Raw genomic sequence first — 14,652 nt, 5'->3', positions numbered from 1 at the left:
AATAGCGAGCATCATTAATGAACAAAATATTTAAAGTTATCTGGAACCCTGCGACAGGGAATTATACTGTTACCAGCGAAACGGCAAAAAGCCGTGGCAAGAAATCTGGGCGCAGTAAGCTGTTAATTTCTGCGCTGGTTGCGGGTGGAATGTTGTCGTCGTTTGGGGCATTGGCGAATGCCGGGAATGACAACGGTCAGGGTGTTGATTACGGTAGTGGATCAGCTGGCGACGGCTGGGTTGCTATAGGCAAAGGGGCGAAAGCAAATACTTTTATGAACACCAGTGGTTCCAGTACTGCTGTGGGTTATGACGCTATAGCTGAAGGCCAATATAGCTCTGCCATCGGGTCAAAAACCCATGCGATTGGCGGTGCATCAATGGCCTTTGGGGTTAGTGCAATATCAGAAGGCGATAGAAGTATAGCACTGGGTGCCTCTTCGTATTCATTGGGCCAATACTCAATGGCCCTCGGCCGTTATTCAAAAGCATTGGGTAAATTGTCTATTGCTATGGGGGACTCTTCCAAAGCGGAAGGAGCAAACGCCATTGCCCTGGGAAATGCCACTAAAGCTACTGAGATTATGAGTATTGCTCTTGGCGACACCGCCAATGCGTCAAAAGCGTATTCAATGGCGCTGGGAGCAAGTAGCGTCGCATCTGAAGAAAACGCAATTGCCCTGGGGCGTAGCAGTGTAGCTAGCGGTACTGACAGCCTCGCATTTGGCAGACAATCACTTGCCAGCGCAGCGAACGCTATTGCGATAGGTGCTGAGACCGAAGCCGCTGAAAATGCAACTGCTATTGGCAATAATGCGAAGGCAAAAGGGACTAATAGCATGGCAATGGGGTTCGGAAGCCTTGCCGATAAAGTCAATACTATCGCATTAGGAAATGGCAGCCAGGCTCTGGCAGATAATGCAATCGCCATAGGCCAGGGCAACAAAGCTGATGGCGTGGATGCCATCGCTCTGGGTAATGGTAGCCAGTCGAGAGGCTTAAACACCATTGCCTTAGGCACAGCCAGTAATGCAACTGGTGATAAGAGTCTTGCGCTTGGTAGTAATAGCAGTGCCAACGGTATTAACTCTGTCGCACTGGGCGCAGATTCCATTGCGGATTTAGACAATACCGTCTCTGTCGGCAATAGTTCATTAAAACGCAAGATCGTTAATGTGAAAAATGGCGCGATCAAGTCTGACAGTTACGATGCCATTAATGGTTCACAGCTTTATGCCATTAGCGACTCGGTAGCAAAAAGGCTTGGAGGAGGGGCTGCAGTAGATGTTGATGACGGTACTGTTACAGCACCAACCTACAATTTAAAAAATGGTAGCAAAAATAACGTAGGGGCTGCGCTCGCTGTACTTGATGAAAACACCCTGCAATGGGACCAAACCAAAGGCAAATACAGCGCTGCTCATGGTACTAGTAGCCCAACTGCCAGCGTAATCACCGATGTTGCGGATGGCACGATTTCAGCCTCCAGTAAGGATGCGGTTAACGGTTCCCAACTGAAAGCTACCAATGACGATGTCGAAGCCAACACCGCCAATATCGCTACTAATACCAGCAACATTGCCACGAATACGGCAAATATTGCCACCAATACCACCAATATCACCAACCTGACGGATTCCGTTGGTGACCTTCAGGCTGATGCCCTGCTCTGGAACGAAACTAAAAAGGCATTCAGTGCAGCTCACGGCCAGGATACCACCAGCAAAATCACCAACGTTAAAGATGCCGACCTGACGGCTGACAGCACTGATGCTGTTAACGGCTCTCAGCTGAAAACCACCAACGATGCTGTGGCGACGAATACCACCAATATCGCCAATAACACTTCCAATATTGCCACTAACACCACCAACATCTCTAACCTGACTGAGACGGTGACTAATCTTGGTGAGGATGCGCTGAAATGGGATAAGGACAATGGTGTATTCACGGCAGCTCATGGCACCGAGACCACCAGCAAAATCACCAACGTTAAAGATGGCGACCTGACGACTGGCAGCACCGATGCCGTTAACGGCTCTCAGCTGAAAACCACCAACGATGCCGTGGCGACGAATACCACCAATATCGCCACTAACACCACCAACATCTCTAATCTGACTGAGACGGTGACTAATCTTGGTGAGGATGCGCTGAAATGGGATAAGGACAATGGTGTCTTCACTGCAGCTCATGGCAACAATACCGCCAGCAAAATCACCAATATCCTGGACGGCACAGTCACTGCAACCAGTTCCGATGCCATTAACGGTAGCCAGCTTTATGACTTAAGCAGCAATATCGCCACCTACTTCGGCGGCAATGCTTCTGTGAATACTGACGGTGTGTTTACCGGTCCAACCTACAAAATCGGTGAAACAAATTATTATAACGTCGGCGATGCACTGGCTGCGATTAACTCCTCATTTAGCACGTCTCTCGGCGATGCTCTGCTTTGGGATGCCACCGCAGGTAAATTCAGTGCCAAACACGGTACTAATGGTGACGCAAGCGTGATCACTGATGTCGCAGATGGTGAAATTTCAGACTCCAGTTCTGACGCAGTAAACGGCTCACAACTCCACGGCGTGAGCAGTTATGTTGTTGATGCGCTGGGGGGTGGTGCCGAAGTCAATGCAGACGGCACCATCACTGCGCCGACGTACACCATTGCTAATGCTGATTACGATAATGTCGGTGATGCCCTGAATGCTATCGATACCACTCTTGACGACGCTCTGCTCTGGGATGCGGACGCCGGTGAAAATGGTGCATTTAGCGCCGCTCACGGAAAAGATAAAACTGCCAGTGTAATCACTAACGTCGCTAACGGTGCAATCTCTGCTGCCAGCAGCGACGCGATTAACGGCTCACAACTCTATACCACCAATAAGTACATCGCTGATGCGCTGGGTGGTGACGCAGAAGTCAACGCTGACGGCACCATCACCGCACCGACTTACACCATTGCGAACGCCGAGTACAACAACGTCGGTGACGCCCTGGATGCGCTTGATGATAACGCCTTGCTGTGGGATGAGACTGCCAATGGCGGTGCTGGAGCCTACAATGCCAGCCATGACGGTAAAGCCAGCATCATCACTAATGTCGCTAATGGCAGTATTAGTGAGGACAGTACCGATGCAGTGAACGGTTCTCAGTTGAATGCGACGAATATGATGATTGAGCAGAACACCCAAATTATCAATCAGCTCGCTGGTAACACCGACGCAACCTATATCCAAGAAAACGGTGCGGGTATTAACTATGTGCGTACTAACGACGACGGCTTAGCGTTCAACGACGCCAGCGCACAGGGTGTTGGCGCTACAGCTATAGGTTATAACTCTGTCGCCAAAGGCGATAGCAGCGTAGCTATTGGTCAGGGCAGCTACAGCGACGTTGATACGGGTATCGCCCTGGGTAGCAGCTCTGTTTCCAGCCGAGTGATTGCCAAAGGCTCCCGTGACACCAGCATAACGGAAAATGGCGTTGTTATTGGTTACGACACCACGGATGGCGAACTGCTCGGTGCATTGTCTATCGGTGATGACGGTAAATATCGTCAAATCATCAACGTAGCCGATGGTTCCGAAGCCCATGACGCCGTTACGGTTCGTCAATTGCAGAATGCGATTGGTGCGGTCGCAACCACGCCGACTAAATACTTCCACGCTAATTCAACGGAAGAAGATTCACTGGCAGTGGGAACTGACTCGCTGGCAATGGGTGCGAAAACCATCGTGAATGGCGATAAAGGTATTGGTATCGGTTATGGTGCCTACGTGGACGCGAATGCACTTAACGGCATTGCCATTGGTAGCAATGCGCAAGTCATTCATGTCAACAGTATTGCGATAGGTAATGGTTCTACGACCACTCGTGGCGCTCAAACCAATTATACCGCCTACAACATGGACGCACCGCAGAACTCTGTCGGTGAATTCTCAGTCGGTAGTGCGGATGGTCAACGTCAGATCACTAACGTCGCAGCAGGTTCGGCTGATACCGATGCGGTCAACGTGGGTCAGTTGAAAGTAACGGATGCGCAGGTTTCCCAGAATACCCAGAGCATTACTAACCTGAACAATCAGGTCACTAATCTGGATACTCGCGTTACTAATATCGAAAACGGTATTGGCGACATTGTCACCTCCGGTAGCACCAAGTACTTCAAGACCAACACCGATGGCGTAGATGCCAACGCCCAGGGTAAAGATAGCGTTGCTATTGGTTCTGGTTCCATTGCTGCCGCTGACAACAGCGTCGCACTGGGTACCGGTTCCGTTGCAGAGGAAGAAAATACAATCTCTGTAGGTTCTTCTACTAACCAACGCCGTATCACCAACGTAGCTGCCGGTGTTAATGCCACCGATGCGGTTAACGTGTCGCAGCTGAAATCTTCTGAAGCAGGCGGCGTGCGCTACGACACCAAAGCTGATGGTTCTATCGACTATAGCAATATCACCCTCGGTGGTGGCAACGGCAGTACGACTCGTATCAGAAACGTCTCCGCTGGCGTCAACAACAACGACGCGGTGAACTACGCGCAGTTGAAGCAAAGCGTGCAGGAAACGAAGCAATACACCGATCAGCGGATGGTTGAGATGGATAACAAACTGTCTAAAACTGAAAGCAAGTTGAGCGGTGGTATCGCTTCTGCAATGGCAATGACCGGTCTGCCGCAGGCTTATACACCGGGTGCCAGCATGGCTTCTATTGGTGGCGGTACTTACAACGGTGAATCGGCAGTTGCTTTAGGTGTATCGATGGTGAGCGCCAATGGTCGTTGGGTCTACAAATTACAAGGTAGTACCAATAGCCAGGGTGAATACTCCGCCGCACTCGGTGCCGGTATTCAGTGGTAATGATCCATTAAGTTAGTGTGACTAAGGGCAAACGCCAAATTGCCTGATGCGTTACGCGCATCAGGCAAGATAAGGCGCTCCGGGTCAACAATCTAAGGGCAATTCTCTGATGAGGATTGCCCTTTTCTTTACCAGACATCTCCCCCCCACAAGAATTGGCCCTACCAATTCTTCGCTTATCTGACCTCTGGTTCACAATTCCCCAATTAAAACTCACATCAATATTGCCAATACATAACATTTAGTTAACCATTCATTGTCATTATCCCTACACAACACAATTGGCAGTGCCACTTTTACACAACGTGTGACAAGGAGATGAGCAACAGACTCATTACACGATGTGCGTGGACTCCAGGAGACCTGCAATGAATCTCTGGCAACAAAACTACGATCCCGCCGGGAATATCTGGCTTTCCAGTCTGATAGCATCGCTTCCCATCCTGTTTTTCTTCTTTGCGCTGATTAAGCTCAAACTGAAAGGATACGTCGCCGCCTCATGGACGGTAGCAATCGCCCTTGCCGTGGCTTTGCTGTTCTATAAAATGCCGGTCGCTAACGCGCTGGCCTCGGTGGTTTATGGCTTCTTCTATGGTTTGTGGCCCATCGCGTGGATCATTATTGCAGCAGTGTTCGTCTATAAGATCTCGGTGAAAACCGGGCAGTTTGACATCATTCGCTCGTCTATTCTTTCGATAACCCCTGACCAGCGTCTGCAAATGCTGATCGTCGGTTTCTGTTTCGGCGCTTTCCTTGAAGGAGCCGCAGGCTTTGGCGCACCGGTAGCAATTACCGCCGCATTGCTGGTCGGCCTGGGTTTTAAACCGCTGTACGCCGCCGGACTGTGCCTGATTGTTAACACCGCGCCAGTGGCATTTGGCGCGATGGGCATTCCAATCCTGGTTGCCGGACAAGTAACAGGCATCGACAGCTTTGAGATTGGCCAGATGGTGGGGCGGCAGCTACCGTTTATGACCATTATCGTGCTGTTCTGGATCATGGCGATTATGGACGGCTGGCGCGGTATCAAGGAGACGTGGCCTGCGGTCGTGGTTGCGGGCGGCTCGTTTGCCATCGCTCAGTACCTTAGCTCTAACTTCATTGGGCCGGAGCTGCCGGACATTATCTCTTCGCTGGTATCACTGCTCTGCCTGACGCTGTTCCTCAAACGCTGGCAGCCAGTGCGCGTATTCCGTTTTGGTGATTTGGGGGCGTCACAGGTTGATATGACGCTGGCCCACACCGGTTACACTGCGGGTCAGGTGTTACGTGCCTGGACACCGTTCCTGTTCCTGACAGCTACCGTAACACTGTGGAGTATCCCGCCGTTTAAAGCCCTGTTCGCATCGGGTGGTGCGCTGTATGAGTGGGTGATCAACATTCCGGTGCCGTACCTCGATAAACTGGTTGCCCGTATGCCACCAGTGGTCAGCGAGGCTACAGCCTATGCCGCCGTGTTTAAGTTTGACTGGTTCTCTGCCACCGGCACCGCCATTCTGTTTGCTGCACTGCTCTCGATTGTCTGGCTGAAGATGAAACCGTCTGACGCTATCAGCACCTTCGGCAGCACGCTGAAAGAACTGGCTCTACCCATCTACTCCATCGGCATGGTGCTGGCGTTCGCCTTTATCTCGAACTATTCCGGACTGTCATCAACACTGGCACTGGCACTGGCGCACACCGGTCATGCATTCACCTTCTTCTCGCCGTTCCTCGGCTGGCTGGGGGTATTCCTGACCGGGTCGGATACCTCATCTAACGCCCTGTTCGCCGCGCTGCAAGCCACCGCAGCACAACAAATTGGCGTCTCTGATCTGTTGCTGGTTGCCGCCAATACCACCGGTGGCGTCACCGGTAAGATGATCTCCCCGCAATCTATCGCTATCGCCTGTGCGGCGGTAGGCCTGGTGGGCAAAGAGTCTGATTTGTTCCGCTTTACTGTCAAACACAGCCTGATCTTCACCTGTATGGTGGGCGTGATCACCACGCTTCAGGCTTATGTCTTAACGTGGATGATTCCTTAATGATTGTTTTACCCAGACGCCTGTCAGACGAGGTTGCCGATCGTGTGCGGGCGCTGATTGATGAAAAAAACCTGGAAGCGGGCATGAAGTTGCCCGCTGAGCGCCAACTGGCGATGCAACTCGGCGTATCACGTAATTCACTACGCGAGGCGCTGGCAAAACTGGTGAGCGAAGGCGTGCTGCTCAGTCGACGCGGCGGCGGGACGTTTATTCGCTGGCGTCATGACACATGGTCGGAGCAAAACATCGTCCAGCCGCTAAAAACGCTGATGGCCGATGATCCGGATTACAGTTTCGATATTCTGGAAGCCCGCTACGCCATTGAAGCCAGCACCGCATGGCATGCGGCAATGCGCGCCACACCTGGCGACAAAGAAAAGATTCAGCTTTGCTTTGAAGCAACGCTAAGTGAAGACCCGGATATCGCCTCACAAGCGGACGTTCGTTTTCATCTGGCGATTGCCGAAGCCTCACATAACATCGTGCTGCTGCAAACCATGCGCGGTTTCTTCGATGTCCTGCAATCCTCAGTGAAGCATAGCCGTCAGCGGATGTATCTGGTGCCACCGGTTTTTTCACAACTGACCGAACAACATCAGGCTGTCATTGACGCCATTTTTGCTGGTGATGCCGACGGGGCGCGTAAAGCAATGATGGCGCACCTTAGTTTTGTTCACACCACCATGAAACGATTCGATGAAGATCAGGCTCGCCACGCACGGATTACCCGCCTGCCCGGTGAGCATTATGAGCATTCGAGGGAGAAAAACGCATGATTATTTCCGCAGCCAGCGATTATCGCGCCGCAGCGCAACGCATTCTGCCGCCGTTCCTGTTCCACTATATGGATGGTGGTGCATATTCTGAATACACGCTGCGCCGCAACGTGGAAGATTTGTCAGAAGTGGCACTGCGCCAGCGTATTCTGAAAAACATGTCTGACTTAAGCCTGGAAACGACGCTGTTTAATGAGAAATTGTCGATGCCGGTAGCACTGGCACCGGTGGGTTTGTGTGGCATGTATGCGCGTCGTGGCGAAGTTCAGGCAGCCAAAGCGGCGGACGCGCATGGCATTCCGTTTACTCTCTCGACGGTTTCCGTTTGCCCGATTGAAGAAGTCGCGCCAGCCATCAAGCGCCCAATGTGGTTCCAGCTTTATGTACTGCGCGATCGCGGCTTTATGCGTAACGCGCTGGAGCGAGCAAAAGCAGCGGGTTGTTCGACGCTGGTTTTCACCGTGGATATGCCGACACCGGGCGCACGCTACCGTGATGCGCATTCAGGTATGAGCGGCCCAAATGCGGCAATGCGCCGCTACTTGCAGGCGGTGACGCATCCGCAATGGGCGTGGGATGTGGGCCTGAACGGTCGTCCACATGATTTAGGTAATATCTCAGCTTATCTCGACAAACCGACCGGACTGGAAGATTACATCGGCTGGCTGGGGAATAACTTCGATCCGTCCATCTCATGGAAAGACCTTGAGTGGATCCGCGATTTCTGGGATGGCCCGATGGTGATCAAAGGGATCCTCGATCCGGAAGATGCGCGCGATGCAGTACGTTTTGGTGCTGATGGAATTGTGGTTTCTAACCACGGTGGCCGCCAGCTGGACGGTGTACTCTCTTCCGCTCGTGCGTTGCCCGCTATTGCAGATGCGGTGAAAGGTGATATCGCCATTCTGGCGGATAGCGGAATTCGTAACGGGCTTGATGTCGTGCGTATGATTGCGCTCGGTGCCGACACCGTACTTCTGGGTCGTGCTTTCCTGTATGCGCTGGCAACAGCGGGCCAGGCGGGTGTAGCTAACCTGCTAAATCTGATCGAGAAAGAGATGAAAGTGGCAATGACGCTGACTGGCGCGAAATCGATCAGTGAAATTACGCAAGATTCGCTGGTGCAGGGGCTGGGTAAAGAGTTGCCTACGGCACTGGCTCCGATGGCGAAAGGGAATGCGGCATAGTCGTTTGAGCCCCCTCACCCTAACCCTCTCCCTCAGGGAGTGGGGACCGTTCGGCGCTGTATGTACTCCCTCACTCTGAAACGACACCGCACTCTTTTTTTCTCCCTCGCCCCTCCGGGGTGAGGGGAAAAGGCCGCACTGCTCACCAATTTTCTGCTATCCTGCCCCCGCACTAAGGGGGCAGTATGCTAAACATCGTACTTTACGAACCAGAAATTCCGCCAAATACTGGCAATATCATCCGTCTTTGCGCTAATACCGGCTTTCGTCTGCATATCATCGAACCGATGGGATTTGCCTGGGACGATAAGCGCCTGCGCCGCGCGGGGCTGGACTATCACGAGTTTACCGCCGTTACGCGTCATCATGACTTTCGCGCGTTCCTCGAAGCAGAAAATCCCCAGCGCCTGTTTGCCCTCACCACGAAAGGTACGCCTGCTCACAGCGCCGTAAACTATCAGGATGGCGATTATCTGATGTTCGGCCCGGAAACACGCGGCCTGCCAGCGAGCATTCTTGATGCCCTGCCCGCTGAACAAAAAATTCGCATTCCGATGGTGCCGGACAGCCGCAGCATGAACCTGTCCAATGCGGTGTCAGTTGTGGTGTATGAAGCCTGGAGGCAGCTGGGATATCCGGGAGCGTTGTTGAGAGATTAGTTACTGTATGCCGGATAGATGATTACATCGCATCCGGCACGATCACAGGACATCAGATCCCATCCCCATACTCAAATGTATGGTTAATACCGTTGAAATGCTGGTCCATATCCATTGATGGCTTATCGCTGTCTGGTTTACCGACAATACGAGCCGGAACGCCAGCGGCGGTTGTATGCGGCGGCACCGGTTGCAGCACCACGGAACCTGCGCCAATCTTCGCGCCGCGACCAACTTCAATATTGCCGAGGATTTTCGCGCCCGCGCCAATCATCACACCTTCACGAATTTTCGGGTGACGGTCACCACCAGATTTACCCGTACCGCCAAGCGTCACAGATTGCAGAATCGATACGTCGTTTTCAATTACCGCCGTTTCACCCACAACGATGCCCGTGGCGTGGTCGAGCATAATGCCACGGCCAATTTTTGCTGCCGGGTGAATATCGACCTGGAACGTCACAGAAACCTGGTTTTGCAGAAAGATTGCCAATGCGCGACGCCCCTGATTCCACAACCAGTGACCGATGCGATAGGCCTGCAAGGCATGAAAACCCTTCAGGTATAACAACGGGGTTGAGTATTTATCGACTGCCGGGTCGCGGGTACGCACCGCCTGAATATCACAGGCCGCAGAGGCGATCATTTCCGGGTCAGCGGCGTAGGCTTCTTCCACCACTTCACGGATAGCAATAGCAGGCATAATTGGCGATGACAGCTTGTTCGCCAGCATGTAGCTCAGTGCACTACCAAGGTTTTCGTGCTTGAGTAGCGTCGCGTGGTAAAAACTGGCCAGCATTGGCTCACAGTCCGCCAGCGTTCTGGCTTCGGCTTTAATATTGTTCCAGACAATTTCCAGTTCTTCACACGACATTGCTTACTCCACACGATGAGATAATGACCGGCCCGTTCTGCGCGGGCCGGGTCATAGCGGTAACAAAGGTTCCCTGGGGTTAGTGGCTGCTGCGCTCGTCCTTGCGTGCACGACCTAATAACGTCAATGCTGCCTCGCGCGCGTTTTTTCCGCAATATAATACTTGATAAATTTCCTCGGTTATTGGCATTTCAACGCCGAAGCGATGCGCCAGTTCGCGGACTTCTTTCGTATTGCGGTAGCCTTCCACCACCTGACCAATCTTCTCCTGCGCGCTTTGTACATCCATGCCCTGACCGAGCATCATGCCAAAACGGCGGTTACGCGACTGGTTGTCGGTACAGGTAAGCACCAGATCGCCCAGCCCCGCCATGCCCATAAAGGTGGCAGGATCGGCACCCAGCGCCGCACCAAGACGCGACATTTCAGCCAGCCCACGGGTGATCAGCGCCGTACGCGCATTCGCACCAAAACCGATACCGTCGGACATCCCCGCACCAATGGCAATGACGTTTTTCACCGCGCCGCCAAGCTGCACGCCAATGAAATCCGGATTGCTGTAAACGCGGAAACTTTTGCCACAGTGCAGCAGCTGCTGGAGATCATCGGCAAAGGTCTGATCGGTCGAGGCCAGCGAAATAGCTGTCGGTAAACCTGCCGCCAGTTCTTTCGCAAACGTTGGGCCAGAGATAACCGCCAGCGGAATTTGATCGCCTAACGCCTCGCGCGCCACGTCCTGTAACAGACGTCCGGTTTCCGCTTCCAGCCCTTTGGTCGCCCACACCAGACGCGCATCAGGACGCATCAGCGGTTTAATCTGGCGCAGCACTTCACCAAAGACATGGCTGGGTACGACGACAAGAATATTACGGCTGGCGGCCAGTGCGGTGGCGAGATCGCTTTCAAGATGGAGCGTATCGGGGAAAGGCACATCGGGGAGAAACGCGGCGTTACAGCGGTCGCGTTCAAGCGTTGCGATATGTTCAGGGTCATGGCCCCAGAGGACAACCTCGTGGCCATTTCTTGCCAGGGTAATGGCAAGAGCGGTGCCGTACGAGCCGGCACCGATCACAGTCATTGAAGCATTACGTTGGTTCATCAGGCATCCTGATGTTCTTCAGTACCTTCGCCAGCCTGCTGCTGCAAATAGTTCATGAACAGCGCATCGAAGTTAACCGGCGCAAGGTTCAGTTGCGGGAATGTACCGCGGGATACCATGCTGGTGATGCACTCACGAGCATACGGGAACAGAATGTTCGGGCAGTATGCGCCCAGGCAATGTGCCATCTGGGTGCCTTCGATACCCGCGATGGAGAAAATACCGCCCTGCTGAACTTCACACAGGAACGCGGTTTCTTCGCCCAGGGAGGCCGTTACGGTAACACGCAGTACCACTTCGTATACGTCATCTGCCAGTTGGGAAGATGCCGTATCCAGATCAAGTTTAACTTCTGGTTGCCAATCTTTCTGGAAAACGTGCGGCGCGTTCGGCGCTTCGAAAGAGATATCCTTGGTATAAATACGTTGGATCTGGAAAGTCATTTCAGTGTTGTTTTGTTCTGACATGTGTAGAAAACCCTTAAGTGTTGTCCTTAAATACTGCGCAATGTAATGCCAACGTTCACACGTTATTTCAGCAGGGGATCCAGTCCACCACGTGCATCCAATGCATACAAGTCATCACAGCCGCCAATGTGCTGTGCGTCAATAAAAATCTGGGGAACCGTGGTGCGACCGCTGCGTTTGATCATCTCTTCACGCTTGGCGGCATTGCCATCGATCGGCAACTCCTGAAAACTCACGCCCTTGCTGCTCAGCAGTGCTTTTGCACGATGGCAATACGGGCAGGTTTCTTTGGTATAGATTTCAACATTGGCCATAATTTAGCTCCTGTTTTTTTACCCTGAAATTTCATGTTGCAGGGCGGCTGCAAAATGGAGTGTCCCCAGAAGCTTATAACAATAAGTCGCTGGGGGCCTAATTGCAGCTAACGGCCTGCATCATGAAAGACGACAGGTAAATTATTTGCCGCGCACCAGAGGCAAGTTTTCGCCAGCCCAGCCAGCAACGCCCTCTTTCAGCACGAATACTTGCGCAAAACCAGCTTTCGTCAGCGCGTTTGCAGGCTCCTGGCACTGCATGCCAGAACCGTCTACCACGATAACCGGTTTGTCTTTGTGCTTCTCAAGCTCACCAACATTGTTGGCTTTGATTTCACTCGGCAACAGATTGATAGAACCTGCGATATGGCCTTTACGGAAGTCATCACGCTGACGTAAATCCACAACCACAGCGTCTTCTTTGTTGATCAGACGCGTAGCTTCACCACGAGTAATCACCTTCACTTTCGAGGTCAGGCTCTTAAACGTAGTCACAAGAACCGCCACCAGTAACGCGATCCAGGCGATACTCAGTATGGGATGACGGCCAACAAATTGCATAATTTCTTGCATGGGGGGTAACAACTCCCGACGTAGTGATTAAAAAAACCAGGAAAGGAGTATACCTGCGCGGTGCGGCAAATACAGCCAGCGCGTTAACTGGAATGCAATTTTGCGGGGCACGACGAAAAAAAAGCGCAAATCTGGCATCGGCTTGCCGCGAGCGGTCGTATATTTTGATCTTCAGAGGCTATTTTATCGATTCAGCTGTAGTAAAATTACGCAAATTTTGACTCTTGAGTATGAGGTTGTCGCAATGTCGGTTTCTAAAAAACCTATGGTACTGGTGATTCTGGATGGCTATGGCTATCGTGAAGAACAGCAGGATAACGCCATTTTTAGTGCTAAAACCCCGGTAATGGATGTACTGTGGGCCAATCGTCCGCATACCCTGATCGACGCTTCCGGTCTGGAAGTCGGTCTGCCTGACCGTCAGATGGGTAACTCCGAAGTAGGCCACGTTAACCTGGGTGCCGGCCGCATCGTGTATCAGGACCTGACTCGTCTGGACGTTGAAATCAAAGATCGCGCTTTCTTTGCTAATCCAGTGCTGACTGGCGCGGTAGATAAAGCGAAAAACGCAGGTAAAGCAGTACACATTATGGGTCTGCTCTCCGCAGGCGGCGTACACAGCCACGAAGATCACATCATGGCGATGGTAGAACTGGCAGCTGAACGCGGCGCAGAAAAAATCTACCTGCACGCATTCCTTGACGGTCGCGACACCCCGCCGCGCAGTGCTGAATCCTCGCTGAAAAAATTTGAAGAGAAATTTGCTGCGCTGGGTAAAGGCCGCGTAGCGTCCATCATTGGTCGTTACTACGCGATGGACCGCGATAACCGTTGGGATCGCGTTGAAAAAGCCTATGACCTGCTGACTCTGGCGCAGGGTGAGTTCCAGGCCGATACTGCCGTTGCTGGTTTGCAGGCAGCTTATGCTCGCGACGAAAACGACGAGTTCGTGAAAGCGACCGTTATTCGTGCAGAAGGTCAGCCAGATGCGGCAATGGAAGACGGCGATGCGCTGATTTTCATGAACTTCCGTGCTGACCGCGCGCGTGAAATCACTCGTGCATTCGTGAACGCTGATTTCGATGGCTTCGCGCGTAAGAAAGTGGTTAACGTCGATTTCGTGATGCTGACCGAATACGCCGCTGACATCAAAACTGCGGTTGCTTACCCACCCGCTTCCCTGGTTAACACCTTCGGCGAGTGGATGGCGAAAAACGACAAAACTCAGTTGCGTATTTCCGAAACCGAAAAATATGCCCACGTTACTTTCTTCTTCAACGGTGGCGTAGAAGAGTCGTTCAAAGGCGAAGATCGCATTCTGATCAACTCACCGAAAGTGGCTACCTACGATCTGCAACCGGAAATGAGCTCCGCAGAGCTGACCGAAAAACTGGTTGCGGCCATCAAGAGCGGCAAATACGACACCATTATCTGTAACTATCCGAACGGCGACATGGTAGGTCACACCGGGGTGATGGAAGCGGCGGTTAAAGCGGTTGAAGCACTGGATCACTGCGTGGAAGAAGTCGCGAAAGCGGTTGAGTCCGTGGGTGGACAACTGCTGATCACCGCTGACCACGGTAACGCTGAACAGATGCGCGATCCGGCAACGGGTCAGGCACACACGGCACACACCAACCTGCCAGTTCCGCTGATTTATGTTGGTGATAAGAACGTGAAAGCGGTTGAAGGCGGCAAACTTTCTGACATCGCGCCGACCATGTTGTCGCTGATGGGTATGGAAATCCCGCAAGAGATGACTGGTAAGCCGCTGTTCATCGTGGAATAATCCCTCCCCATGAGGGGAAAGG

Annotated in this window: 11 protein-coding genes; 6 read left to right on the top strand and 5 right to left on the bottom strand. The window is 52.5% G+C overall.

Translation table 11 applies throughout. From position 1 onward, the window contains the following. The first annotated feature begins 17 nt into the window (after positions 1 to 17). The 5 genes from ehaG to trmL all read left to right on the top strand — a co-directional run bounded on the left by ehaG (position 18) and on the right by trmL (position 9,514). Complete coding sequence (gene ehaG, locus HGD79_RS16480) at positions 18 to 4,868, top strand: trimeric autotransporter adhesin EhaG (protein ID WP_168848448.1); 4,851 nt, start codon at positions 18 to 20, stop codon at positions 4,866 to 4,868. A gap of 368 nt (positions 4,869 to 5,236) precedes the next feature. Beyond that, entirely contained in the window at positions 5,237 to 6,892 is a 1,656-nt protein-coding gene (lldP, locus tag HGD79_RS16475) for an L-lactate permease (RefSeq protein ID WP_001297977.1), read from the top strand. After that, entirely contained in the window at positions 6,892 to 7,668 is a 777-nt protein-coding gene (gene lldR / locus HGD79_RS16470) for a transcriptional regulator LldR (protein ID WP_001297449.1), read from the top strand. The genes lldP and lldR overlap by 1 nt, the downstream gene beginning before the upstream one ends. Continuing rightward, positions 7,665 to 8,855, top strand: coding sequence for a quinone-dependent L-lactate dehydrogenase (lldD, locus tag HGD79_RS16465; protein ID WP_045172604.1), 1,191 nt, complete (start codon positions 7,665 to 7,667; stop codon positions 8,853 to 8,855). The genes lldR and lldD overlap by 4 nt, the downstream gene beginning before the upstream one ends. 185 nt (positions 8,856 to 9,040) lie before the next feature. Beyond that, the gene (gene trmL, locus HGD79_RS16460; protein WP_000932342.1) at positions 9,041 to 9,514 is read left to right on the top strand and encodes a tRNA (uridine(34)/cytosine(34)/5-carboxymethylaminomethyluridine(34)-2'-O)-methyltransferase TrmL; all 474 of its coding nucleotides are present in this window, start codon (positions 9,041 to 9,043) and stop codon (positions 9,512 to 9,514) included. Between the two features lie 52 nt (positions 9,515 to 9,566). On the opposite strand, the gene cysE is transcribed toward trmL, so the two are convergent. From cysE to HGD79_RS16435, 5 genes are all read right to left on the bottom strand, one after another. Next, positions 9,567 to 10,388, bottom strand: coding sequence for a serine O-acetyltransferase (cysE, locus tag HGD79_RS16455; RefSeq protein ID WP_001277561.1), 822 nt, complete (start codon positions 10,386 to 10,388; stop codon positions 9,567 to 9,569). Between the two features lie 79 nt (positions 10,389 to 10,467). Then, on the bottom strand, positions 10,468 to 11,487 hold the full coding sequence (gpsA, locus tag HGD79_RS16450; RefSeq protein WP_001076194.1) for an NAD(P)H-dependent glycerol-3-phosphate dehydrogenase: 1,020 nt from the start codon (positions 11,485 to 11,487) through the stop codon (positions 10,468 to 10,470). Beyond that, positions 11,487 to 11,954, bottom strand: a complete 468-nt coding sequence (gene secB, locus HGD79_RS16445; RefSeq protein WP_000003377.1) for a protein-export chaperone SecB — start codon at positions 11,952 to 11,954, stop codon at positions 11,487 to 11,489. The genes gpsA and secB overlap by 1 nt, the downstream gene beginning before the upstream one ends. Positions 11,955 to 12,016: 62 nt before the next feature. After that, entirely contained in the window at positions 12,017 to 12,268 is a 252-nt protein-coding gene (gene grxC / locus HGD79_RS16440; protein ID WP_000024392.1) for a glutaredoxin 3, read from the bottom strand. 141 nt (positions 12,269 to 12,409) lie between these two features. Beyond that, complete coding sequence (locus HGD79_RS16435; protein ID WP_001156181.1) at positions 12,410 to 12,841, bottom strand: rhodanese-like domain-containing protein; 432 nt, start codon at positions 12,839 to 12,841, stop codon at positions 12,410 to 12,412. Between the two features lie 244 nt (positions 12,842 to 13,085). Here HGD79_RS16435 and gpmM point away from each other — a divergent pair, with 244 nt between their 5' ends. Then, entirely contained in the window at positions 13,086 to 14,630 is a 1,545-nt protein-coding gene (gpmM, locus tag HGD79_RS16430) for a 2,3-bisphosphoglycerate-independent phosphoglycerate mutase (protein WP_001461747.1), read from the top strand. Positions 14,631 to 14,652: the final 22 nt, after the last annotated feature.

The sequence above is a fragment of the Escherichia sp. SCLE84 genome (assembly GCF_012584495.1).
Lineage (GTDB): Bacteria > Pseudomonadota > Gammaproteobacteria > Enterobacterales > Enterobacteriaceae > ECMA0423.
The sequence above is the reverse complement of the archived record's forward strand: the minus strand, read 5'-3'. Positions and strand labels throughout refer to the sequence as shown.